The 21,607-nt window shown below is 28.1% G+C and carries 18 protein-coding genes; 8 read left to right on the top strand and 10 right to left on the bottom strand.

Going from position 1 to position 21,607, the window contains the following annotated elements; translation table 11 throughout:
- Positions 1-21: 21 nt before the first annotated feature.
- The gene (locus LPB03_RS11105; RefSeq protein WP_065319679.1) at positions 22-423 is read right to left on the bottom strand and encodes a hypothetical protein; all 402 of its coding nucleotides are present in this window, start codon (positions 421-423) and stop codon (positions 22-24) included.
- 113 nt (positions 424-536) lie between these two features.
- Between LPB03_RS11105 and LPB03_RS11100 the strand changes: the two genes are divergently transcribed.
- A complete protein-coding gene (locus LPB03_RS11100; protein ID WP_065319678.1) occupies positions 537-3,569 on the top strand; it encodes a tetratricopeptide repeat protein in 3,033 nt (1,010 codons plus the stop codon).
- Positions 3,566-5,275, top strand: a complete 1,710-nt coding sequence (locus LPB03_RS11095) for a DUF6531 domain-containing protein (protein WP_139058976.1) — start codon at positions 3,566-3,568, stop codon at positions 5,273-5,275. Before LPB03_RS11100 ends, LPB03_RS11095 begins: the two co-directional genes overlap by 4 nt.
- Positions 5,276-5,285: 10 nt before the next feature.
- On the opposite strand, the gene LPB03_RS11090 is transcribed toward LPB03_RS11095, so the two are convergent.
- The gene (locus tag LPB03_RS11090) at positions 5,286-9,380 is read right to left on the bottom strand and encodes a caspase family protein (RefSeq protein WP_139058975.1); all 4,095 of its coding nucleotides are present in this window, start codon (positions 9,378-9,380) and stop codon (positions 5,286-5,288) included.
- Positions 9,381-9,524: 144 nt separating this feature from the next.
- Here LPB03_RS11090 and LPB03_RS11085 point away from each other — a divergent pair, with 144 nt between their 5' ends.
- Positions 9,525-10,454: a hypothetical protein gene (locus tag LPB03_RS11085; protein ID WP_139058974.1), complete on the top strand. Its 930-nt coding sequence runs from the start codon at positions 9,525-9,527 to the stop codon at positions 10,452-10,454.
- Between the two features lie 3 nt (positions 10,455-10,457).
- Here the strand turns inward: LPB03_RS11085 and LPB03_RS11080 are convergent, their stop codons facing one another.
- Both LPB03_RS11080 and LPB03_RS11075 read right to left on the bottom strand, forming a co-directional pair.
- Positions 10,458-12,446 (bottom strand): caspase family protein, encoded by a 1,989-nt coding sequence (locus LPB03_RS11080; RefSeq protein ID WP_065319674.1) that lies wholly within the window; start codon positions 12,444-12,446, stop codon positions 10,458-10,460.
- A 19-nt stretch (positions 12,447-12,465) separates the two neighbouring features.
- A complete protein-coding gene (locus LPB03_RS11075) occupies positions 12,466-13,875 on the bottom strand; it encodes a hypothetical protein (RefSeq protein ID WP_065319673.1) in 1,410 nt (469 codons plus the stop codon).
- 153 nt (positions 13,876-14,028) lie between these two features.
- On the opposite strand from LPB03_RS11075, the gene LPB03_RS11070 reads away from it, so the two are divergent.
- Positions 14,029-14,499 carry a regulatory protein RecX gene (locus LPB03_RS11070; RefSeq protein ID WP_065319672.1) on the top strand — a complete coding sequence of 157 codons (471 nt, stop codon included), beginning with the start codon at positions 14,029-14,031 and terminating at the stop codon, positions 14,497-14,499.
- 23 nt (positions 14,500-14,522) lie between these two features.
- On the opposite strand, the gene LPB03_RS11065 is transcribed toward LPB03_RS11070, so the two are convergent.
- Complete coding sequence (locus LPB03_RS11065; RefSeq protein WP_139058973.1) at positions 14,523-15,038, bottom strand: nuclear transport factor 2 family protein; 516 nt, start codon at positions 15,036-15,038, stop codon at positions 14,523-14,525.
- Entirely contained in the window at positions 15,038-15,658 is a 621-nt protein-coding gene (locus tag LPB03_RS11060; RefSeq protein ID WP_065319671.1) for a hypothetical protein, read from the bottom strand. The genes LPB03_RS11065 and LPB03_RS11060 overlap by 1 nt, the downstream gene beginning before the upstream one ends.
- Positions 15,659-15,835: 177 nt before the next feature.
- Here LPB03_RS11060 and LPB03_RS11055 point away from each other — a divergent pair, with 177 nt between their 5' ends.
- The 4 genes from LPB03_RS11055 to LPB03_RS11040 all read left to right on the top strand — a co-directional run bounded on the left by LPB03_RS11055 (position 15,836) and on the right by LPB03_RS11040 (position 18,953).
- On the top strand, positions 15,836-16,786 hold the full coding sequence (locus LPB03_RS11055; protein WP_065319670.1) for an NAD-dependent epimerase/dehydratase family protein: 951 nt from the start codon (positions 15,836-15,838) through the stop codon (positions 16,784-16,786).
- 54 nt (positions 16,787-16,840) lie between these two features.
- The gene (locus LPB03_RS11050) at positions 16,841-17,440 is read left to right on the top strand and encodes a thioredoxin family protein (RefSeq protein WP_065319669.1); all 600 of its coding nucleotides are present in this window, start codon (positions 16,841-16,843) and stop codon (positions 17,438-17,440) included.
- A gap of 100 nt (positions 17,441-17,540) precedes the next feature.
- The gene (locus LPB03_RS11045; RefSeq protein WP_065319668.1) at positions 17,541-18,023 is read left to right on the top strand and encodes an ABC transporter ATPase; all 483 of its coding nucleotides are present in this window, start codon (positions 17,541-17,543) and stop codon (positions 18,021-18,023) included.
- A gap of 6 nt (positions 18,024-18,029) precedes the next feature.
- Positions 18,030-18,953: an ABC transporter ATP-binding protein gene (locus LPB03_RS11040; protein WP_065319667.1), complete on the top strand. Its 924-nt coding sequence runs from the start codon at positions 18,030-18,032 to the stop codon at positions 18,951-18,953.
- Between the two features lie 8 nt (positions 18,954-18,961).
- Here LPB03_RS11040 and LPB03_RS11035 read toward each other — a convergent pair whose 3' ends face one another.
- From LPB03_RS11035 to LPB03_RS11020, 4 genes are all read right to left on the bottom strand, one after another.
- Positions 18,962-19,420: a GreA/GreB family elongation factor gene (locus tag LPB03_RS11035; RefSeq protein ID WP_065319666.1), complete on the bottom strand. Its 459-nt coding sequence runs from the start codon at positions 19,418-19,420 to the stop codon at positions 18,962-18,964.
- Positions 19,421-19,444: 24 nt separating this feature from the next.
- On the bottom strand, positions 19,445-19,999 hold the full coding sequence (locus LPB03_RS11030) for a 4'-phosphopantetheinyl transferase family protein (protein WP_065319665.1): 555 nt from the start codon (positions 19,997-19,999) through the stop codon (positions 19,445-19,447).
- Positions 19,999-20,250, bottom strand: coding sequence for an acyl carrier protein (locus LPB03_RS11025; RefSeq protein WP_065319664.1), 252 nt, complete (start codon positions 20,248-20,250; stop codon positions 19,999-20,001). The genes LPB03_RS11030 and LPB03_RS11025 overlap by 1 nt, the downstream gene beginning before the upstream one ends.
- An 87-nt stretch (positions 20,251-20,337) precedes the next feature.
- Positions 20,338-21,606 carry a beta-ketoacyl-[acyl-carrier-protein] synthase family protein gene (locus LPB03_RS11020; RefSeq protein WP_065319663.1) on the bottom strand — a complete coding sequence of 423 codons (1,269 nt, stop codon included), beginning with the start codon at positions 21,604-21,606 and terminating at the stop codon, positions 20,338-20,340.
- Position 21,607: the final 1 nt, after the last annotated feature.

The following is a 21,607-nucleotide window of genomic DNA, read 5'->3' as shown; positions in this document are numbered from 1 at the left end:
CCTTTATTTTTGTCAAGATTATTATTTATCAGTAATAATCCTGTTTTTATGCATCTTAATGTTTATTTTTTGATTTTTTAAATCGATAAAAGTGTACTCTGTAAAACACATTTCATTTTGATGTTCATCCAAAATATTTACAGATCTAAAGCCTAATTCTTTTTCTGGATTTGTATATTTTTCATTTAAAAATAACTGTAATGCAAAGAAAATTTCATCATGATTTTCTTCAAAATAGTGAATAGCATTTATTTGAAAAGTATTCATAGAATGCAAGTAACTTACACTTATGTTATTTGCATAAAGATTGCAGTATCCATCTGTTTCTTTGCTTGCATCTATTTCTAAACCACTATCATCTACTTTTCTAAAACCCAAAGTAGATGCTATGTAAATGTAATCATCATAATCTCTTGTTTGCATAATTTATATCTTTATCTAGTTGATAATCGTGTACTTAATAGTAGGTATATTATCATGGAAATTTTCCACTTAAAATAATATTCACTAAATTTAATTATTCTTTTGTCCATTTTATGAAAAAACTTGTTTTTTTAATGTTCTTTTTTGCTGTAATTCCACTTTTATCTCAAGAAAATGGAGCAAGAGGAACACTTACAGATTCTGATAAAAACGATACTATAAAAGGCACTAAAAGAGCTTTGATTATTGGTATTTCAGACTATAGTTCATCTGATTTAACGCTAAAATATGCTGATGATGATGCAACACTTTTCAAAAATTATTTAACGAAAATTGAAAAAGTTAAGGAAGAAAATATAGCGCTTCTAATCAATGAAGAAGCTACCTCTTTCAACATTTTAAACGGACTACAAGATTTAATAGCATCAACAAAAAAAAATGATCTTGTATACTTGTTTTTTGCAGGTCATGGAGATGTTGTAGACAAGGAGAATGTGAAAGAACAGTTAGGATTTTTGTTGGCTTATGATGTAAATCAAAATAGAGAGTTTTATGGTACACAAGGTGTAATTCCGTTTAAAGATATAAGTTTAACTGTCAATACAATTGCGAGTAAAGATGCAAAAATAACCTTGGTTTTAGATGCTTGTAGATCTGGCTATTTGTCTGCAGATGGTGCTCAAAATAATTTAAAAACATTTAATGAATACTTGCAAAACTCTACGAAGTTATTAAGTTGTAATCCTAATGAATTATCTTATGAAGGAGATAACTTAAAACTGAGCGAAGACAATACTGGCCATGGTTATTTCACCTATTATTTGGTGTTGGGTTTAATGGGTGCTGCAGATAATTTAGTGCAAGATAACAAATTACAATACTTTGAACTTCAAGGTTTTTTAGACACCAATGTAAATTTAGCAACCAACAATAAACAAACGCCTGTTGTTAAATCTAAAACTTCTACAGGTGTTTTTAAAGAAGTACTTTCTTTGGATAAAAAAGAAGCTTTAGAGCAGATACAAAACCCAACAGGCCTTAAAAATATTTTGGCCTCCAGAAGCAATTCTAATACAAATGAAAAAGGTTTAGAGCTAAATTCGGATCTTATCAAAAAATTTAATGACGCTTTAGAAAAGAAAAATTATTATGGTACTTCTTTAAGTGCTTTTGAGATTATTAAGCAGGCAATCAAAGAAGCAAAAACAGATAGTAACATCATCAATTTAATGAAAAACAAACTGGTGGTTGCACTATCTACCAAAGCCCAACTTTTAATAAACGATTATATTGGGAATGTTGAAAACTTACCTAATGGAAACGTCTTTCAGCAAAATGCGAAACATCTAGAAATTTGTTTAGAACTTATAGAAAAAGAGAATTTTAGTTACAACAGAATTTTAACAAGCAAGTTATTTTTAGAGGCTTACGCAATCATTAAAAATAGACAGTTTAACAAATATCCTTTGGCTAAAAAGAAGCTGTACCAAGCTTTAGAAATAGAGAAAAAAGCCGCATATATTTACAATGCTTTGGGGATTGTTTTAAATTATGAAGAAGATTATGAAGCATCTGGAGAAAACTATATCAAAGCAAGCAAACTGATCCCTACTTGGACGTTTCCAATTACTAATTTTGGAAATAATTATTTAGATAAATCTGAGTATGAGAAAGCCAACGAATATTTTAAAAAGGTATTAACCATCAAAAAGAACGATATAAATAGTTATAATAATTTAGGAGCTGTTAGTGAAAACGTAGGTAGATATCAAGAAGCAGAAAACTATTATCATAAAGTAAAAGAATTTGGAGGCGAATATTTATCTATCACTTTAAGAAATTTAGCAATATTGTATAAAAACAAAGGCAATATTAAAGGTGCAGAAAGTTATTATCTACAAGCTATCCAAAAAGATTCCACAGATGTTGATGCATTATTTGGCTACGCAGAATTGTTAATTGATGAAAATATAAACTCACAAAAAGCTGTAGGTTTATTAAAAAAAGCAATTAAATTAGAGCCATTTATTGCAAAAGGTTATTCTAAATATGGCTCTTTTTTAAGACGCTATCCTAAAAACGATAACGATTTGATAAAAGCAGACAGTCTTTTTAAAATCGCCATCAAAAAGAATCCATTTTATACGTGGACTTATGCAAGTAGAGGTTGGTTATTTCACAAGCAAAAAGAAGATGAAAAAGCACTAACTTCTTTTAAAGAAGGCATAAAAATAAATCCTAAAAAGGCAAGTGCTTATTATTATCTAGCTAATTTTTATGAAAATGGTTTGCAAGAAAAAGCATTGGCAAAAGAGCTATTTGAAAAATCGTTACAAATAGACTCTTTCTATATGCCTTCTTATAAAGGTTTAGTTAGTTTGTTAAATTCAGAAAATAATCAAGACACTTCTATAGAAATGTTGCAAAAAGTAATTGCTAGAAATAGCCAAGCACCAGATTTATATGCACTTTTAGGAGATACTTATTATAGTAAAAAAGAATACGAAGCTGCTATTAACAATTATCAAAAAGCCATTGAAGTAGATAGTACCTATGCAAAAGGCTACACAAATTTAGCTTACAGTAAATTGATTACGAAAGAATATGTAGATGCATCAAAATACTTCAAGTTAGCTGCCAAATACAATCCATATAAAAATAAAGTGGCAGATTTTTCTAAACTTTTTTTACTCCAAGCCAGAAGAGAAATAAGGGCAAATAATGTTGAAACAGCAGCTACTATTTTAGAACAAGCTTACAAACTAGATATAAATATAGAAACCGTTTTTGCGCTTACAGAATTGTATTATTTCACAAATGAAACAGGTAAAAAGAAAGCCTTAATTGAAGAATTGAAGAATTTTTCTGCTGGTAAAAGTTGGCAAATAAAAAAATATGAGTTGCTTTCTAAAATTTATATCGATTTAAATGATGCAAAAAATGCACGCTTTTATTTTGATGAAATGCAAAAAATTAACCCAATAGCAAATGTTATTTTAGAGGCTTTAGTTTTATCAATAAATGATAAAAACAACGTAGCAAAAGAAAAATTAAAAACGGTTAATCCTTTACTGTTAAGAGAGCAGTATTTAAAGAGAAAATATAACAGCAACACAATTAACATCATTAAAAAATTACAAGAATGAAAAATAAAATAATCATCAATATATTTATTTTTAGCTTTTTGAGCTTTGGTTTAAAAGCGGGTGTTAACATTAAAAATGGCAACTTTTATATTTCTTACACAGATGTTTTGTTAAAAAAATATAAATCTGCCTTTAAGGAATTAACAAGAACCTACAATTCTAAATCTACAGAAATTGGTTTGTTTGGTTATGGTTGGGGAACAAAATTTGAAACCTCAATTACGGTTTATCCTGATGGAACTTTGCAAGTAAAAGAATATGGTGCTGGAGGAAAAACTATTTATTCTTCCAATTTTATTTCTAGTGATTTGACACAATTAATGATTGATGATTTAATTGAAGTAATGCAAACTGAAGGCGATTTAGAATTAGACCCTACAAGTATTACCAATCAAATTAAAAAGCTAAAAAATAATATTGAGTATCGTTTAAAAACTTGGGACAAGTATGTTGAAAAAGGATTGTTAGAAAATCCCACAGATTTTCCTTTAGGTTCTGAATGGGAAAGTTTTACAAGAGGAAATCAGAAAATAACTTTAACAGCAGAAGGTTTTGTTAGAAATCAAAAAAATAAAAATGAAAAAGAAATTTTTAATTTAGATGGCAAATTAATTCATTACGAATTTGGAAATGGAGAGTTTACCACTTTAGAATATACCAATAAAGTACTTTCTAAAATGATTACTGGTGATGGAACTAACCTAATTTTTGAGAGCAATAAAGATGGTTTTATCACAAAGATTTATTTTGATGGAGAAAAAAAGAATAGATATGCAGAATTCAAATATACTGAAAACAGCTTAATTTATAGTGAAGATATCGCTGGTAATCAATATGCATTTGATTATGATGAAAAGAAAAATCTTACAAAAATTCTATACAATCCTGTACGACTTGAAGGTATTGAAGAAGATGCTTTGTTGGTTACTTATCACCCAAAAACATCTTACACTAAAAGTGTTACGAGTAGAGATGGTAGTATCGTTTCTTATGAATACCCAACTTTTTTTAAAGAAGATGGCACAAAAGATGATCATCATTATGCAACAAAAGTTACCAAAAAAGGCTATAATGGAAAATTAATCACCAATACGTACGAATATTTTATTGGTACCAAAGAAAATGGAGGAACGTATTCTAAAAAGATTATTACAACCATAAATGGCATTAAAACTTCTACTGAATATGATGAAATTTGTAGCAATCCAATTCAGATTTCTAGAGGAAGACATACCACAAATTTTAAATATAACAACAGGTGTTTACTCATCGAAAAAACCTCTACAAAAGGCGATTCTATTTATATGAAATATCACCCAACATCAGAAAAGATAACCTATGTTAAAAATGATGTTGGTACATACGAATTTACCTATGATGATAACTTGAATTTAACGTATGTAGAAAAAGACAAGGAAGATTGGGTACAATTAGTATATAATGAAAAAGGAAAAATTATTTCTATGACAGATGGAAGTACAATATCAGAAAAAGGAAGAACACTTACTTTTGAATACAACAAACTTGGAAAACCGATTAAAATAGTACTAAAAGATGTTGGAGAGATAAATGTAGTGTATAATAATTCTGGCGAAATTGAAAGAGTAGAAAGTGAATCTGGACATAAAATGGCATTGCAAGTAACACAGGCTTTTCAAAGTCTTTTAGCTTTAGTAAAACCTTCTGGTGTTAATTTAGGGATGTAAAATTAACTTTTTACCAAGCCTTAATAATTACATTTTTATTAACTTCCCTAATATCTGGCACTTGTTTTCCATTAGTTAAAAGCATTACTTCTTTTAAAACTTCTGCTATAAAATCTTCTGTTAAGGGTATCGTTTTTTGAACATCTTCTTTACTTAATGAAAATGCAGGAAATTTACTTTTTAAAACCTTTAAATATGCAGATGTAAATGCTCCATTACTTAATTCTTTGTTCTCGTAAGCAACATCTGCACCAGAAGAAGCAGACAAAATAGTAACGCCAGATTTCGATAAAAAATCATCAAACAACGTAGAAACAATTTCTGATACTTTAAATTTTGGCGCCTTTTTGTTAGATTCTGTTATAGTTCCTCTTTTCCCTTTTTCAATAACTGTTGTTTTCTGTTGATTTGTTTCATCAATATCTAAAGTATTTCCTGCATGGCAAGTATCCATCAATAATAATTTTTGTGATGCTTTTGTTATTGCTAAACCATTGATAATGGTGTTAAATGCGACACCTTTTTTTTTAACATTATCAAAATCCATATCATAAGGAGCAAAATAATAATCCTTATTATTATCTAAAGTACCATGTCCTGCAATAAAAATAATTACTTGATCTTCCTTTTTAGTATTCTTTAAAAAACCAGCAATTTCAGTTTCTATATTTTCTTTTGTAGCTTCTTTATTTGTTATTTTTTTTACAAATGTTTTATCGAAAGAATAAGGTGTAGATTTTGACAAAACTTCGTTAGTACTAAAAGTTCCATAATTAAAGGAATTTACTAAAGAAGAAGTTGCTTCAATCCATTTTGGTGCAGCATTTATTATAGATATTCCTTTAATATTGTACCCTTCATCAAAAAAAGTTTTACTTTCTAAAATTTCGCCCTTTAAATTATAGGTAATTGTTTTGTATCTAAATTCATCTAGCTCGCTACTTAATACTGTAATTTTTAATCCGTCTTCAGAAATGGAAGCGTCATCACCATATTTTATAGTAACAGGAATTTTTATCGGAGTTTTATCATTTTTTAGATTCAACACAAAAGATTCATCATTTCCACCTCTAAATAATAAAAACGTTCCATTTTTACATATATCTTTGAATTGCGGATTATAAATTGAACCTTCTAAAATTTCTTGATTACCAAATTCTGTATATTTATTGATATCAAAAGTTTTTGTTATAATTTCTTTTGATGAAACAGCACCAATTGAAACTTTAATTTCATTTTTTAAACCATCAGAAAAACTATTAAAATGAAACCATTTATTGTTTAAAAGTGGTTGTAAATTATCTGTTTCTTGATCGTAATTAATAGTAAAAGGTAGTTTAATTTTGAAGAATTTTTTTGATGAGAAATCATATTTATAAAAAACATTTTCATTGGTTCTTAGGTAAAATTCTTTATCTGATTTAGCAGTGTAAATTTGTTTTTTAAGTGAATAGCTTTCTTTTTTAAAATCTTCAGGAAAAATAATTTTATTAGTTGTGTTTGAGTTAAAATCCCAAATATAGTTTTTTTCATAATCAATTTCTAACCAAATATTTCCGTTAATATCTATTGGATACAATTCTCCTACAGAACTATATTCACCCGAATATTTACTTAAATTTTTTGACTCTTTATTGTTTGAAGATTGTAAATTATAGTTAATTCCTAAAAACTCCTTTTGAAAATTTTTGATGGTAATACTATCTAATTTTCCATAAATATTAGCAATATCAAAAGCATCTTTATCTGCAAAAGTTAAATTATAAGCTGCTTGTTGATATTTAGAAACACCAATGCTTAATACGTATAAATCGCCTTTTTTATCATCAATAGTAGTTTCCGTAAGTTTTTTGATTGTTTTTATTTCACTAAATTCTTTTTTGTTTTTTCTTAAAGAAATGGCTTTATTTAAAAGTGTAAGATATTCTTGATTTGGTGTACCAAAAACGTTTAAAACTTCTTGAGGCTTAAAAATAATTTCGTCTGCGTTTTGTAGGGATTCTTTGTTATTATTTTTGGTAACATATAAAAAATCAGCTGCATTTGAATTGCTGAAATAATGGTTGTTAGCATCATAAAAAATATGTTCTTTTTCTGATGGATGAAACATACCTCCTATTTCTTGCTGAGTTTTAGTATCTACAATACTAATTTTTCCATTTGCATAACTAATCATTAATTTGCTTGCATCACTATTAAAAGAAATTGATTTAACGTTTGCTAAAAAGCTTTCTGGCATTATTTTATCAATAAGAAAAATACCTGCATTTTCCATAAACATTGCAACTTTTTCTTTTTGATATGTTAAATCATTTAAAAAAATACAAGGTTTTTTATCTGATGTAAATACTCCATTTTCATTAGGTATAAAAAAAATACTTTCTTTATTACATTTACCATATTCAAGTTGTTGAAAAGAATTACTTACCACAAAACCATTATCTGCTGTATGCAAAAGGTAACTTCCGTCAGTTAATTGTTCTTCAAAAACAATTGTTTTAAAATCAGATTTAATTTGAAAAAGATTTTTATCATTAATGGTTGCAATGTGTTTTGCATCTTTAGAAAATTTGGCAAATTTATATGTTCCATCAAACTTTTTACCTTCGTTATTTTCAACAACAATTATGGGTTGTGGTTCTGTATAGCCTCTGTTATAATATCTTTTTGGACTTAATAATAATTTATTTGAAGTGGCATCATAATCAACGACATTAAAGAATTGATCTTTTATCTTATATAGTTTTATTATTTTATCATCTATAAAATTATATATAAAAATATAGTACTCTTTATCTATAAGATCCTTACCATTAAAAACAAGAAATCCTGATTTTCTTTCAAAAAGATAATCCTTAGAATAGAAGTCAACTTTATGATTAATTTCTAAATAATCTTTAAAACTTAGTGTATTAAAACGATTATAAAAAGTGCCTTTACTAAAATATTTTACTTGTAATTCATCTGCATTATAATTGTTTTTTTCTTTCGTTTCTATACCTTCAACTAAAAAACTGTCATCAGATAAAAACATTCCTTCATAAAATTTTTGATTAAAATTAGGATGAATACTTAATGCGTTTTTCTTTTTTGTACCAGAAACTGTAAAATTTGCAATGGCAATAAAGTTGTTAAAAACATTCGATGTTACAACGCTCTCATTTTTAAGAAAAGTTCCTGAATATGCTCCTTGTTTGAGCTCTAGTTGACTAGCTATAAATTTATTGTTTGCAAATTCTATAATGATGGGGTTTGTTGGAAAATTGCTTTTGGATGTAACTAAAATTCTATTATTTTCTAAAGTATCGTCTGTAATGGAAGTTGAATGATCTAATGAAAACCAATCTGTTTTTAATTCTGCTTCTTTACTTTTAACACCATTTTTATACCTATAAATTGATAATAAATTTTCTTCGGAAGAAAGCAGTACTGCATATAAAGTGTTTTCAGTTCCCTTAAAAAAAGTATGGAGTATTTTGTCTTTTTTTTCATTTTCTGTTTCCCATAAAATATTTTTACTTTTTAAATCTCTACAAATAATTTTTTGCCCTTCTTTATAATGCTCTTCAACATAGGCTACTAAAGTTGTGTCTTTACTTACACTTGCAGTTTTAACTTTGTTTTCTGTTAAAAAAATAGTTACTGGTTGAAAATTATTATCTAAAACTATTAACTCTGACCTTAAAATATTAATTTGATTTGTAGTTATAATAAAATTACTATTCTTGTGATTTATAAACTTAAATGCAAATTTCTTTTTAAGTACTATTTTATTAGAATTTACGTCAACAATAAATAGCGAATCATTTTTTTTATAAGCAATTCCTTTTCCATTTATAACCAATTTCAGATTTTCTAAAATAAACCCATCAGATTTTCTAATGGTTTTCTCGTAACTAAAATCTTCTGTAAAATAACTTATTATTTTACCTGAGTTATCTACAGTAAATATTCTTTTTCCATCCTTAGAGGCAATTATATCTTGAATTTGCGTAGAGTGATAATCTTTTAAATGGAGTTTGTAATCTTCTTGAGAAAAGACTTTAGATATAACTCCTAATACAGCAAAAAGGAGAATTATTTTTACTTTGATAATCTTTTTCATAATTTTTCTTTTTCTATCATCTTTTGCTAAAATAATCAATATTTATAATAGATAACCCACATGATTATCAAAACTTTAACAAAAACCTTACCATTAATCAAAATGACGTTTAAAAGATTCTCTTATATTTACAAAAAAATTACTATGATGTTTAAAACTCTTTTTAAAAATTCTGTAGCAAGTTTACTAATTGTTTCATTCTTGTTTTCTTCTTGTGCAAGCCACAAAAGATCTAACATACAGGCTAACGAAAATTTTGTAGTTGAATTAACCAAACCAAAAGCAAGAGGAGGCCTTACAACCACTGCTTTAGAAGGGCTTTTTATGGGTGCAAAATATTTGGTTGATAAATCTACCAAAAAACTCATAAACACCTATACAAACTCTATTTCTATAAACGATTATTATAATAATTTTACTGGAAAAATTAAAAAAACATATTCAGGAATTCAGCTGAAGAAGTATGCAAACCCAATTGAAAGTGAGCAGAAAACGGAAATGAAATCTATAATGACTCGTGAAATTAAAATAGAGCCAAAATCTAGAGGTGCAAAAGCAACAACAGTTTTAGCTTTAGATGATTTTTTCCCGAAAGAAAATGATGATTTATTAAATTTTCATGCGGTTATCGATTTTGAAAGTGATGAAGATAATCCTGGTGTAACTCGTTTAAGTTTTAGTGAATTGAGAGTGTTTTTCTCTAAAACAAAGGTTTTTACTGATGAAAATTTAAATGCGCGTGTTTTAATTTCTATTGAAGGTCAATGGAGAAGCACAGATGGTTCTCCACAAACAGCTACCTTAATTGAACAAGAATATGATTTTAAGAATATTAAATATGGTTATAAAAACCAAATTGATGAACCAATTTTAACAAAGTGGTATTATGATATTCCTATTTTATCTGAATTGGAAGAAAATTCAACATATGGAGTTGTTAAAGTAAATGTTCAGTTAGAAGAATATGAAGGAAATAAAAGCAAATACTTAAACAAATTGCCTTCTATTTTAAGTGATAATAAAAGTGCTATCATTAAAAATGGCTCTTCTACAATTAATAAAATTATTGACTAACTTTTACTCTTTTACAATTTCATAAATAATTTCTGAGGTATACCCATCTACTTTGTCTGAAACTACAATAACTTCTCCTTGTCCTCTTGAGTTTAAAAATGTGTTATTCACAAAACTAGCTAAAGGATTGAGTGCTCCTCTTTTTCCTTCTATTTCTCCTCTATTTTTTATGGTGGATGCAATATTAATTGGATATGGAGAAGCAATACATTTCATAACTAATTTCTCATAAGGAGGTCCATAATTCATGATTTTATCACTAAAAAGAACCGTTTTTCCTTTTTCTATTAATCTTTCTTGATTGTTCATTTCAAAGCGATCACTAGGAAAAATACTATTTATTTCTCCTTTAGAATTCACCTCAATAATCGTAAAATACAAATCTTCTTCTGAATGATTGGTAACCTCAAAAACTAGTTTATCTTTTCCTGGAACAATAGATAAAACATTGTTTCTCATGATATCTTCTGGCTTGCCTATTTCATTTTCTTCTGTTACAACATTTAGTTTTACAGGTAAAGCTCTAAAAGTAAATTCGTATTTTTTATTGTTGAAGTTCAACTTTTTCATGTAAGAACCATGAGCGTATGTTGATAATGTTTTCTTTAAAAATTTAAGGTTGTCAATTTTTACATTTTCTTCAATAGCACTAAAACCATTGGTTGTATAAACATTAAATTGATTATTTTTCTCTGTAATTATAACATCAGATTCTAAGGAATCTACAACTTTACCTAGCTTTGTTTCTTCTAAAAATTTTGTGATATCATTCTTCACTTTTTTATTTTCTAAACTTTTATCAAAAGAGATATTTAAAGAGATTTCTCCAAAGCTTTTTTTATCAATAAAAACAACATAATCTTTTTCGTTTTTGCTCTTTAAATCGCTATTTAATAAAATATTACTTTCATTAAATTTTGCAAGTACAATTTTTCCTTTCGCTATAATTTTAGTGGTATCTAATTGAGTTTCGCCAACTGGCATTAAAAAAACGGTAGTTCCTTTAAAAATTCCTTGCAACTTTCCTGCTTGTATTTTTACTGCATTGCTTGTTAATATATTTTTAATCTTAAAATATTCTTCTTGTTTTACATACTCGTTTTTAAACAGTTTTATATCTTGATTTCCTTCTATTCCTGGATTTTGATTCGGAGAAAACGTATTCATTTTAGAGGCAATCACATCAAACAATTGTCTGTAAGAAAAATCTGAACCTAAATCGTTCATGGCTTCAGAAAAAGCGTAGCTTAAAGCTCCATAACCTTCTGGATGTTCATAATTTAATTCGTCTGCAGAAGCTCCAGAAATTAAAACATAAGGAGCTGCGTTTTCACTTACTTTAACATCATCAAACATATCACTTCCTTGCACTTTTGCATTTTTACTTGGTTCCCAACCTTCAGGCGCAAATACATTTTTAGTTCCTCTTGCTTTTCCTCCTCTTGCAGAAGAACCTGAATGACAGCTGTCTAACAACAATAATAATTGTCCGTTTTTGCCTAATGTATTTCTTAAATTGGTGGTAATTTTTGCTAATTCATCATCTCTAATATGGTTTTCGCCTTTGTAATTATAAGCATAAGAAGCCATTGCATCTACAGGTACTAAAGCTTCATCTTTATCATCTGCTTCATCTAAAGTTCCATCTTCACTGCTATCAAAAATAGGTTGTCCATGACCTGAATAATGAATCACAACAACATCGCCTTCTTTTATTTTAGTTTCTTGTAATTCTTTAAAAGCATTTAAAATTCCTTTTTTTGTAGCTTCTCTATCAACTAAAGTAGTTATGTTTTCAGGGTTAAAACCTTGTCTTTCTAATGTTTCTTTAATTAATGGAACATCGTTTGCAGAACTAATTGCGCCCCAACCTGTACTTCTTGGATAATCTCCAATAGCAATAATTAAAGCATGTTTTGTAGTTTTTGTTTCTTGAGAATATGCAAAGCTAACTGCAAAAATTAGCAGTAATAAAATGTAAAACTTTTTCATAATTTATTTTATAAATAATTTATTTAATTTCAAAAAGGCTGAAAGAAATTCCAAAATAATACCCAAAATCATACACCGATTTTGTAAAAGAATCTAAATCTGTAATTGTTGTTGTATCACCAACTTCCAAGCCATTTGTAAGTTTATTTACAGTTCCATAAGCTACACCTCCAGATAAAGATATTCTACTTTTACTACCTAAAAACATGGTTGGTCCTAATAAAAAGTTGATTCCTCTAGTTTCTCCTGTTATAGGAATTGAGACTCCAAAAGAACCTCCTAAATTAAAATTTTCACCCATTACAGGATAAAAATTAATCATAGTACTAATATTTGGTGTTGAGCTATTCCCAACATCTTCACCAATAATTCCATCTTGGTCTATGTAAAAATCTTTCGCTTTTGATCCAAAATTATTTAACGTTAAAGCAATGCTAGAATTTATTTTAAAACCTCCTTTAGAGAATAATTTTAAAGTTCTGGTTTTTATCAAGTTTTCTTCTGTTGGTGTGCCATTTGCAGTTTCAGAAAAAGCACTTTGTAAAAAATTAAGTTCTATAGCAACTTTGTCAGATTCTATGGTATAATCATAGGTTTGTTCAAAATTTGAGGCTTCTAAACTTGTAAACAAATCTTTAATTTTATTTAAACTTTCTGCTGTATTTAATTGGGTTGAATTGATACTTTTCTTTAACGCTTCTAAATTTTTATAAGTGTTGCTTTTTTGCACCAATTCTCCTCTAGACATTGCTTTATCGCCATTTAAAGTACTGTCTATTTCTGTGGAAATATTTTCAATTTCGTTTGATAATTGAGCAGCATCTTCTTGAACAGCATTGTTTAAGTTGGATAAGAATAAATAATAATTATCATTAGGATTCGATAATCTGCTGTCTTTAAGTTGAGAAGAAGCTTCTTTTAAATTTTCAAGAATCTCTTTTTTATCAAAATTTGGGTTTAACAAGTTTGATAAAAAAGAGGTTTTTACAGCATCGATATTCGTCGTTAATTTATTTAAATCTGCAAATTGATTGCTAACTTTAGATCCTCTAGATTTTCCTCCTCTTGATAAATACGAACTTTCTTTAGCAACATTATCAATATTTAAATTTAAATTTTCGCCAGTAAATGATTTCATGCCACCAAGTAAGGAACTAAAGTTAAAACCACTCATTTTTGGATGAATTGCCTCTTCTTTTACATCCGTTTTTATACTAACTGCGAATGGATTTACATGAATCAGTTTTAATTCTATTAAACTATTTCTTTTAAATTTTGGTCCAGAAAGTGTGTCTTGAATATTATTAAGTTTATCTAACTTATAATAATTAATTTCTTCAGTTTGGTAATTGTAAGTAACTCTGTATTTTTCTTGAGCAATTAAAACAGTAACAGAAAATAAGAGGAAACACGTTAGTAACTTTTTCATTTGTAAGGTTTCTTGGATGATTAAACTTTTAAATCTCTAAAATAGCATATTTTATTTAAATGTAACTACCTAAAAATAGGTATATTAATTCTTAAAATAGAATGCTATAATTTTTTTCAAATCAAATACTTTGCCATTTTGTATTTTTGTAAAATGACAAAAAAATCTTTTACTGTTGATGAAATAAAACGCAAGCTAGAAAACTACTGTGTTTACCAAGATAGATGTCATAAAGAAGTGGAGCAAAAAATGCGTGAATATTTTTTAATTCCTGAAGCAAAAGAAATGATTCTTTTAAGCTTAATGAAAGATAATTTTTTAAATGAAGAACGTTTTGCTAAAAGTTTTGCTCGTGGAAAATTCCGAATTAAAAATTGGGGAAAACAGCGGATTATTAGAGAGTTAAAATTTAAAGATATTTCTGCTTACAATATAAAAACAGCTTTAAAAGAGATTGATGAATCTGATTATATTGCAACAATTTATAACATTACAGAAAATAGAAATGCTGTAATTTCTGAAACTAATATTTATAAAAGGAAACAAAAGTTAATTGGTTTTTTAATGCGAAAAGGTTTTGAAAACGAATTAATTTACAAGGTGGTTAATGAAGTGGTTTCGTAAATAACTTATAAAAAAAACTAGTTTTAAAACTTCTTTAAAAACAAATCATCATTCTTTTTCTTTGCTTTTATAACTGCATTTACATCTTCATTTGGAATTGTAATCGACAATACATAGTGTTTAATTTTCCAAGAATTGCCTTTCTTTTCCAAAACTCCAGAACCTCTACAAGTACCCATTTGTGTGTTTAAAAGTTCATCAAACCAAACAAAATTTCCTGAATTATTTACGTAGATATTTCTTTCTAAAGTAGTAAAACTCCATGCTTTTCCTTTGTCAAAATAAGGTTTACTGTAAGCTTTAAATTCTTCTTTATTCCAATTTTCTGTGGCATCTGTACCAATAAAAACAGAAATACTATCCATTTTACTAAAATAAGTTTCAAAATTTGCTTCTGATGCTGCTAAATGCCAATCATTTAATACAGTATTTACGTTAATTTTGATTTCTTTAGTTTCCAAAACGGAAATTTCTTTCATAGAATTACAACCAACTAAAATGAAAATTAACGCAAAAAAAGAAATTCCTTTTTGAATCATTATTGGTTTGTTTTAAAGTTTAAACCACCTTTATCAGTTTTTCTTGAATCAAAATTTTCCTTGATAGATTTTCTAGAAACACTATCCATTTTTGTAGAATCTAAACCAATAAATTTTACATCAACATCTATTTCGTCTTCAAACCTTTTTTTAGATAAAATGGTATTTATTTTTGCATTTACAGCAGAAAATGCTTCTAAAATTTTTTCAGTTTGTAAGTTAACTTCACTAGCTTGTATGGCTGGTATTGTAGTCATATCTGCCAATCTTAACGTTTCGTTGTAAAAAATATTTATCCTAGCATCAAAAGAAGAAATTGTAAATAAAGCTGGTTTTATACTATCTTTTAAAGATTCTACTAACCCTTTTAATTCTAAAGCATTACTTAAAACTTCTTTTGGAGAAGCTTTTTTAAATCTTTCTAAAAAATCACCAACAGCATTTAATTCTTTCCACTCTTCTACCTCTTTAACAAAAACTGGATCTATTCCTTTTACAGCAGAAAATTCGTGTTCAACGCTTAAAAGAGGTTTCGTATCTTCTTGCTGAATAGTAGTTTCCTGTTTTTTATCACAAGAAAAAATAAATAAAAGTAGTAATAGTGTTATGAAGTATTTCAAAATTATAAATTGAGTTTGTAAAAATAAACATTTTTTAAAACGGATTCCCTTATAGAAAACATAATTTTTAAAAGAAATAAATTTAAGGATACACTAATAAAAATAGTTTTAGAGAAACTAAATTACGAATAATAAAAATAAGTACCTTTGTTGTTGTTAATAATTCAATTTCGTTTTATGAGAACCGTTATTTTAGTTTTGGGTGCAAGTGGACAAATAGGCACAGAACTTACTGAAAAATTACGCCTTTTATATGGTAATAACAATGTAATAGCTTCAGATATTAGAGAAGGAAATACAGAGCTTATGACTTCTGGACCTTTTGAAATTATTGATGCAACTGATAAAGCAGCGATTTTAACTGTTATTCATAAATATAGTGTTACTCAGGTGTATTTGTTGGCTGCTATGTTATCTGCAACAGCAGAAAAAATGCCTCAAAAAGCTTGGAATTTAAACATGAATTCTTTGTTGGCTGTATTAGATTTAGCCAAAGAAAAACATATCGAAAAAATATATTGGCCAAGTTCTATTGCTGTATTTGGGCCAACAACTCCTAAACAAAATACGCCTCAAAAAACAGTTATGGAACCTTCTACAGTTTATGGAATTAGTAAAGTTTCTGGCGAGTTTTGGTGTAATTATTATCATGATAAATTTGGGGTTGATGTAAGAAGTTTACGTTATCCAGGAATTATTTCTTGGAAAACAAAACCTGGTGGAGGTACTACAGATTATGCTGTAGACATTTATTTTAAAGCTTTAAAAGATAAAAAATACGAATGTTTTTTATCCGAAAACACAACTTTACCAATGATGTATATGAATGATGCTGTGAATGCAACCATTCAATTAATGCAAGCAGATACCAAAGACATAAAAATTAGAAATGGCTACAATTTAGCTGCCATGAGTTTTACACCAAAAGAAATTGCTGCAGAAATTAAAAAGCATATTCCTGATTTTGAAATTACTTATAATCCAGATTTTAGACAAGAAATTGCAGATAGTTGGCCACAAACTATTGATGATTCTCAAGCTAGAAAAGATTGGAATTGGGAACATAAATTTGATTTAGAATCGATGACAAAAGATATTCTTGAAAGCTTAAAAAAGCAAAAGAAATAATCTTGTAAGTTTTGTTTTAATTTGCGTCTAAAAGGTTGAAATTAGAAGAGAATTATGAAAGATATTATTTCAAAAAGTTTAGAAAACACTTATACATATCAAGAATATAGAGATTTAGTAAAAGATTTATTGGCTGAAGGAAAATCTACTGGACCAGAACAATCTGACTATATTTTAAACTACAGTAAATTGAATAACAGCAGAATGAAACGTTTGGATAAAACCACCAAAATTTCTGATGAAACTGCGCAAGAAATTCAAAAATTAGCATCACCACAAACTTGGTTGGTACTTACTGAAGGTTGGTGTGGAGATGCTGCACAGAATTTACCTGTAATTCATAAAATGGCGGAACTCAACAAAAATATCAACTTAAAGTTGGTTTTGCGTGATGAAAACTTAGCGTTAATGGATTTGTTTTTGACAAATGGTGGCAGATCTATTCCAAAATTAATTGCGTTAGATACAGATAATAATGTAATTGATACTTGGGGACCAAGACCAAAAGTTGCCACAAAAATGGTTGCAGATTACAAAGAAAAAAACGGAAGCTTAGACCCTCAATTTAAAGAATATTTGCAAGTTTGGTATAATAAAGACAAAGGATTAAGTACACAAGAAGATTTTGTTTCGTTGATAAAATCGACTTTATAAACGGAAACTAACTTTATAAAAATAGATTAAAATCGCAAGTTTGAAAAATTCAAGTTTGCGATTTTTCTTTGGTATCTTTGCAGTCTAAAAAATCTATACAATGTTTGTTGATTATACCGAAATTTCTGAAGATGCTAAAGTTTGGATTTATCCTTCTAACAGAAAATTTTACCCTGCAGAGATTCCAGAAATTGAGCAAAAAATAAAAACATTTGTCGAAAATTGGAAAAAAGAGGACGAAAATTTTAAAGTTTCCTATCAGTTTTTATACAACAGGTTTATTGTTTTAATTACGGATGATGAAAATGCCACAATTACAAATACTGACATTGATGCTTCTGTTTCCTTTATTTTAGAACTGCAAGAAACGTATAAAGTTGAGTTGTTAGACAAAATGAATGTTTGTTTTAAACAAGGCGAATTTGTACAATATAAAGAGTTGAAAGACTTCAAAAAATTGGTAAAAAATAGAGCTGTTACTGCAAAAACCATCATTTTTGATAATTTAATTACCAATAATCACGATTTTAAAAACTTCTGGAAAATACCAATTGAAGAGAGTTGGTATAACCGTTTTTTATAATTTTTTATGCTTCAAGTAAACAACATCACTTTTGGATATTCTAAAAATAAAATAGTTTTAGATAATTTTAATTTCACTTTGCAAAAAGGCGAACACCTTTGTGTTATGGGTGAAAGTGGTTGTGGAAAATCTACTTTATTAAAAGCAATTTACGGTTTGTTAGATTTACAAAAAGGCACTATTTTTTGGAATGAAAATCAGGTTTTAGGTCCAGAATTTCATTTAGTTCCAGGAATGGACTTCTTTAAATATGTGGCTCAAGATTTCGATTTGATGCCTTATATTTCTGTCTCTGAAAACATAAAAAAATTCTTATCGCGTTTTTATCCTGAAGAAAGTGAAGCAAGAACGCAAGAATTGTTGGACGTAATTGAAATGAAAGCTTTTGAAAACACAAAAGTGAAAAACTTAAGTGGTGGACAAAAACAACGAGTTGCTATTGCTAGAGCTTTAGCAAATGAACCCGAATTAATTTTGTTAGATGAGCCTTTTGGACAAATAGATAACTTTAAAAAAAATTCATTAAGAAGACGTTTATTTAAATATTTAAAGGATAAAAATATTGCTTGTATTGTTGCAACACATGATAAAAATGATGCCCTTTCTTTTGCTGATCAACTAATCATCATTAGAAATAACAAGATTTTAGCAAACAATAATCCCAAAGAAATTTATAATAATCCAACAGAAAAATACATTGCTGCTTTGTTTGATGATGTTAATGAAATTGTTATTGATAACAAAAATCACTTGTTATATCCTCATCAAATAAAAATTGTAGAGAAATCTGATATTTCTGCAACTGTTTTAAACTCCTATTTTAAAGGTGCTTATTGGTTAATTGAAGCTGAAGTTGAAAATCAAATTGTGTTTTTAAATCATTTTGAAGAATTAGAAAACGGAAAAGAAATCAACTTGAAAATCTGCTAAGGAATCTTTTAAAAAATTTCTTTAATCTTTATTAAATTCCCATTAAATAAAACTTCCTCATTTTCCTTTTTTCCTAATAACAATTTTCCAATTGGTGATGAAATAGAAATCGCGAAATAGGTATTGTTTTTTACTGATAATTGCCCAGCAGAAATACTTAAAAAATAGTTGGCTTTATTTGTAATAATAACGCTTCCTAAATGTGCAATTTTAGAGCTTTTAGAAATATCAACTTTGGATAAAATTTGGTTCATTATAGAAATTCCTTCTAATTGCTGACTTGCTTTTTCCATCTCTAACTGCAACATGGCTCTACCTGTTTCGTGCTTATCTCCTGCAGAACTTTTAGTTTCAGATTGCAATCCTTTTTGGTTCGATGAAATAATTTCTTCAACAGTTTGTAAACGTTTATTTACAAAATCTTTACACAAATTAAAAAGTAGTTCTTTAGTTTTTAGTTGCGACATATTTTATCTTTATTTTTCCTCTTTTTAAAAAGTAGAAAATGCAAATGCTCCATAATTTCCATGATGGGATTTTGAAACTGAAACATCTATTTTCTTGTTATTTTGATACAAATAAGGAATTCCTAAATCGTTTTTCAAAAGTTGAGTATCATCAGTAAAAAAAGATACTAATTTATCGTTTATAATTTTGGTTGAACTTTCATTTTTGTCAATAAAAAACAACTCTGAAACCATTTTTAAATCCCTATTTTCTTTAGCAACAGAAACAATATAATTTCCTGATATTAAATAATTTATGAAATATTTTTTAGTTTCAATCTGAACGACTCCTTCCCTATCTGAAATTATTTTACAAGAAAACTTTTTAGGTGCAAAAAATCTTTTTTTATATTCTTGAACATAGCATTTATAAGCAGCTTCTTTCATAGACCAAAACAACCAAACTTTCAAAAATGGATTTGCTGATTTTAAGATTTCATTAATCTCAAAATCGGTAAATTGTTTCTCTAAAAATCCTTTACGTTGCCAATTACTTTCGGTTTTTGCAAGATTTAAATCAACAACATCATTGCCAATCATTAGGCATTCATTTTAGTTTGAATAATAATGACTGTTTCTTTTACAGAAAGCATTTTTTCCATAGAATCGTTATCAATATGAATATCAAACTCGTCTTCCACATCTAAAATAATATCAACCAAATTTGCAGAATTAATGTCTAAATCCTTTATAAAATCGGTGTCTTCATTCATGTTTTTAAACCCTTCTTCATTATGAATATAAGGTTTTACAATCGTCGTTAATTTTGCTATGATTTCTTCTTTTGTCATTTTGTAATTATAAATGTCTCCTTGAGCGCAGTCGAAAGGTTTATTGAGTTCTCGACTGCGCTCGAACTGACACGTTATTGTTATAATTTAATATTTTTTAAAGATAACACAAGCATTTACATCACCAAAACCAAAACTTGCTTTTGCAACAATATTAATTTCTTTTTCTATTAATTTTGTTGGAATTTTATCCACAGAAATCAAATCTTTAATTTCTGGATGCACATCTTCACAATTGATATTTGGAAACACAAATTGCTCTTTTATTTGCATCACAGAAGCCACACTTTCAATTGCACCAGCTGCTGCCAAACAATGCCCAATTTGCGATTTTATGGAGTTGATAAAAGGAAAATCTGCTCCTTTTCTTTGCAAAGCTTTCGTCCAGTTTTCTATCTCTAAAATATCTTTTGTTGTTGCTGTTAAATGGCCATTTATCGCATCAATTTCATCTGCAGAAATATTGGCATCTACAATTGCATCAGTAATACATTTTTGAACAGCCTCTGCATTTGGCGCTGTTAAAGTTCCTCCATTTCTTTGTCCTCCAGAATTAATATTGCCTCCTAAAACCTCTGCATAAATCGTTGCATTTCTTGCCAAAGCACTTTCTAAAGATTCTAAAACCAAAGCTCCTGCTCCACTTCCAGGCACAAAACCTGCAGCAGTTTCACTCATGGGTCTTGAGCCTTTTTCTGGATTATCATTATGCTTGTAACTCATGACTCTCATTGCATCAAAACCTCCCCAAGTATACAAACTGCTATCACTAGAACTACCTACCAACATACGTTTTGCTTTGCCGTTTTTAATGCGCTCAAATCCTAACAATAAAGCTTCTGTTCCTGTTGTACATGCAGATGAATTTGTGGTTACTTGATTCCCAAAACCTAATATTCCACCTAAATATGCAGAAATTCCACTTGCCATGGTTTGCACAACAGATGTGCTTCCTAAACGTCTTACATTTTGGTCGTCAATTTTATAAATCGATTCTCTAAATTTTTCAATTCCTGAGGTTCCTGTTCCAAAAATTAAGCCTGAATCGTAATCTAATTTCGAGTTTTCATCAACGGAAAAACCTGCATCTTTCCACGCATCAATTCCAGCCATACAACCATATAAAATAGAGGTGCTATTGAATCCTCTTAATTGTAAAGGCGATAAATATTCGAGTTTTTTTTCTTCGGATATTTCTGGAATTCCTCCAATACAACAAGAAAAACCTTTGTCTTTTAATTCTTGATGAAATGTAATTCCGGATTTGCCTGCTTTTATTGCATTTGTAAATGCTGATAAACCAACGCCATTTGGTGCAACAACTCCTAAACCTGTAATTACAACTCTGTTTTTCATT

The organism is Polaribacter vadi, from assembly GCF_001761365.1.
In the GTDB taxonomy this organism is placed as follows: Bacteria; Bacteroidota; Bacteroidia; order Flavobacteriales; family Flavobacteriaceae; genus Polaribacter; species Polaribacter vadi.
The sequence above is the reverse complement of the archived record's forward strand: the minus strand, read 5'-3'. Positions and strand labels throughout refer to the sequence as shown.

Coding starts and splice junctions, on each gene's coding strand:
- LPB03_RS11105 (WP_065319679.1), bottom strand. CDS start 423: ATGCAAACAAGAGATTATGATGATTACATTTACATAGCATCTACTTTG.
- LPB03_RS11100 (WP_065319678.1), top strand. CDS start 537: ATGAAAAAACTTGTTTTTTTAATGTTCTTTTTTGCTGTAATTCCACTT.
- LPB03_RS11095 (WP_139058976.1), top strand. CDS start 3,566: ATGAAAAATAAAATAATCATCAATATATTTATTTTTAGCTTTTTGAGC.
- LPB03_RS11090 (WP_139058975.1), bottom strand. CDS start 9,380: ATGAAAAAGATTATCAAAGTAAAAATAATTCTCCTTTTTGCTGTATTA.
- LPB03_RS11085 (WP_139058974.1), top strand. CDS start 9,525: ATGATGTTTAAAACTCTTTTTAAAAATTCTGTAGCAAGTTTACTAATT.
- LPB03_RS11080 (WP_065319674.1), bottom strand. CDS start 12,446: ATGAAAAAGTTTTACATTTTATTACTGCTAATTTTTGCAGTTAGCTTT.
- LPB03_RS11075 (WP_065319673.1), bottom strand. CDS start 13,875: ATGAAAAAGTTACTAACGTGTTTCCTCTTATTTTCTGTTACTGTTTTA.
- LPB03_RS11070 (WP_065319672.1), top strand. CDS start 14,029: ATGACAAAAAAATCTTTTACTGTTGATGAAATAAAACGCAAGCTAGAA.
- LPB03_RS11065 (WP_139058973.1), bottom strand. CDS start 15,038: ATGATTCAAAAAGGAATTTCTTTTTTTGCGTTAATTTTCATTTTAGTT.
- LPB03_RS11055 (WP_065319670.1), top strand. CDS start 15,836: ATGAGAACCGTTATTTTAGTTTTGGGTGCAAGTGGACAAATAGGCACA.
- LPB03_RS11050 (WP_065319669.1), top strand. CDS start 16,841: ATGAAAGATATTATTTCAAAAAGTTTAGAAAACACTTATACATATCAA.
- LPB03_RS11045 (WP_065319668.1), top strand. CDS start 17,541: ATGTTTGTTGATTATACCGAAATTTCTGAAGATGCTAAAGTTTGGATT.
- LPB03_RS11040 (WP_065319667.1), top strand. CDS start 18,030: ATGCTTCAAGTAAACAACATCACTTTTGGATATTCTAAAAATAAAATA.
- LPB03_RS11035 (WP_065319666.1), bottom strand. CDS start 19,420: ATGTCGCAACTAAAAACTAAAGAACTACTTTTTAATTTGTGTAAAGAT.
- LPB03_RS11030 (WP_065319665.1), bottom strand. CDS start 19,999: ATGATTGGCAATGATGTTGTTGATTTAAATCTTGCAAAAACCGAAAGT.
- LPB03_RS11025 (WP_065319664.1), bottom strand. CDS start 20,250: ATGACAAAAGAAGAAATCATAGCAAAATTAACGACGATTGTAAAACCT.
- LPB03_RS11020 (WP_065319663.1), bottom strand. CDS start 21,606: ATGAAAAACAGAGTTGTAATTACAGGTTTAGGAGTTGTTGCACCAAAT.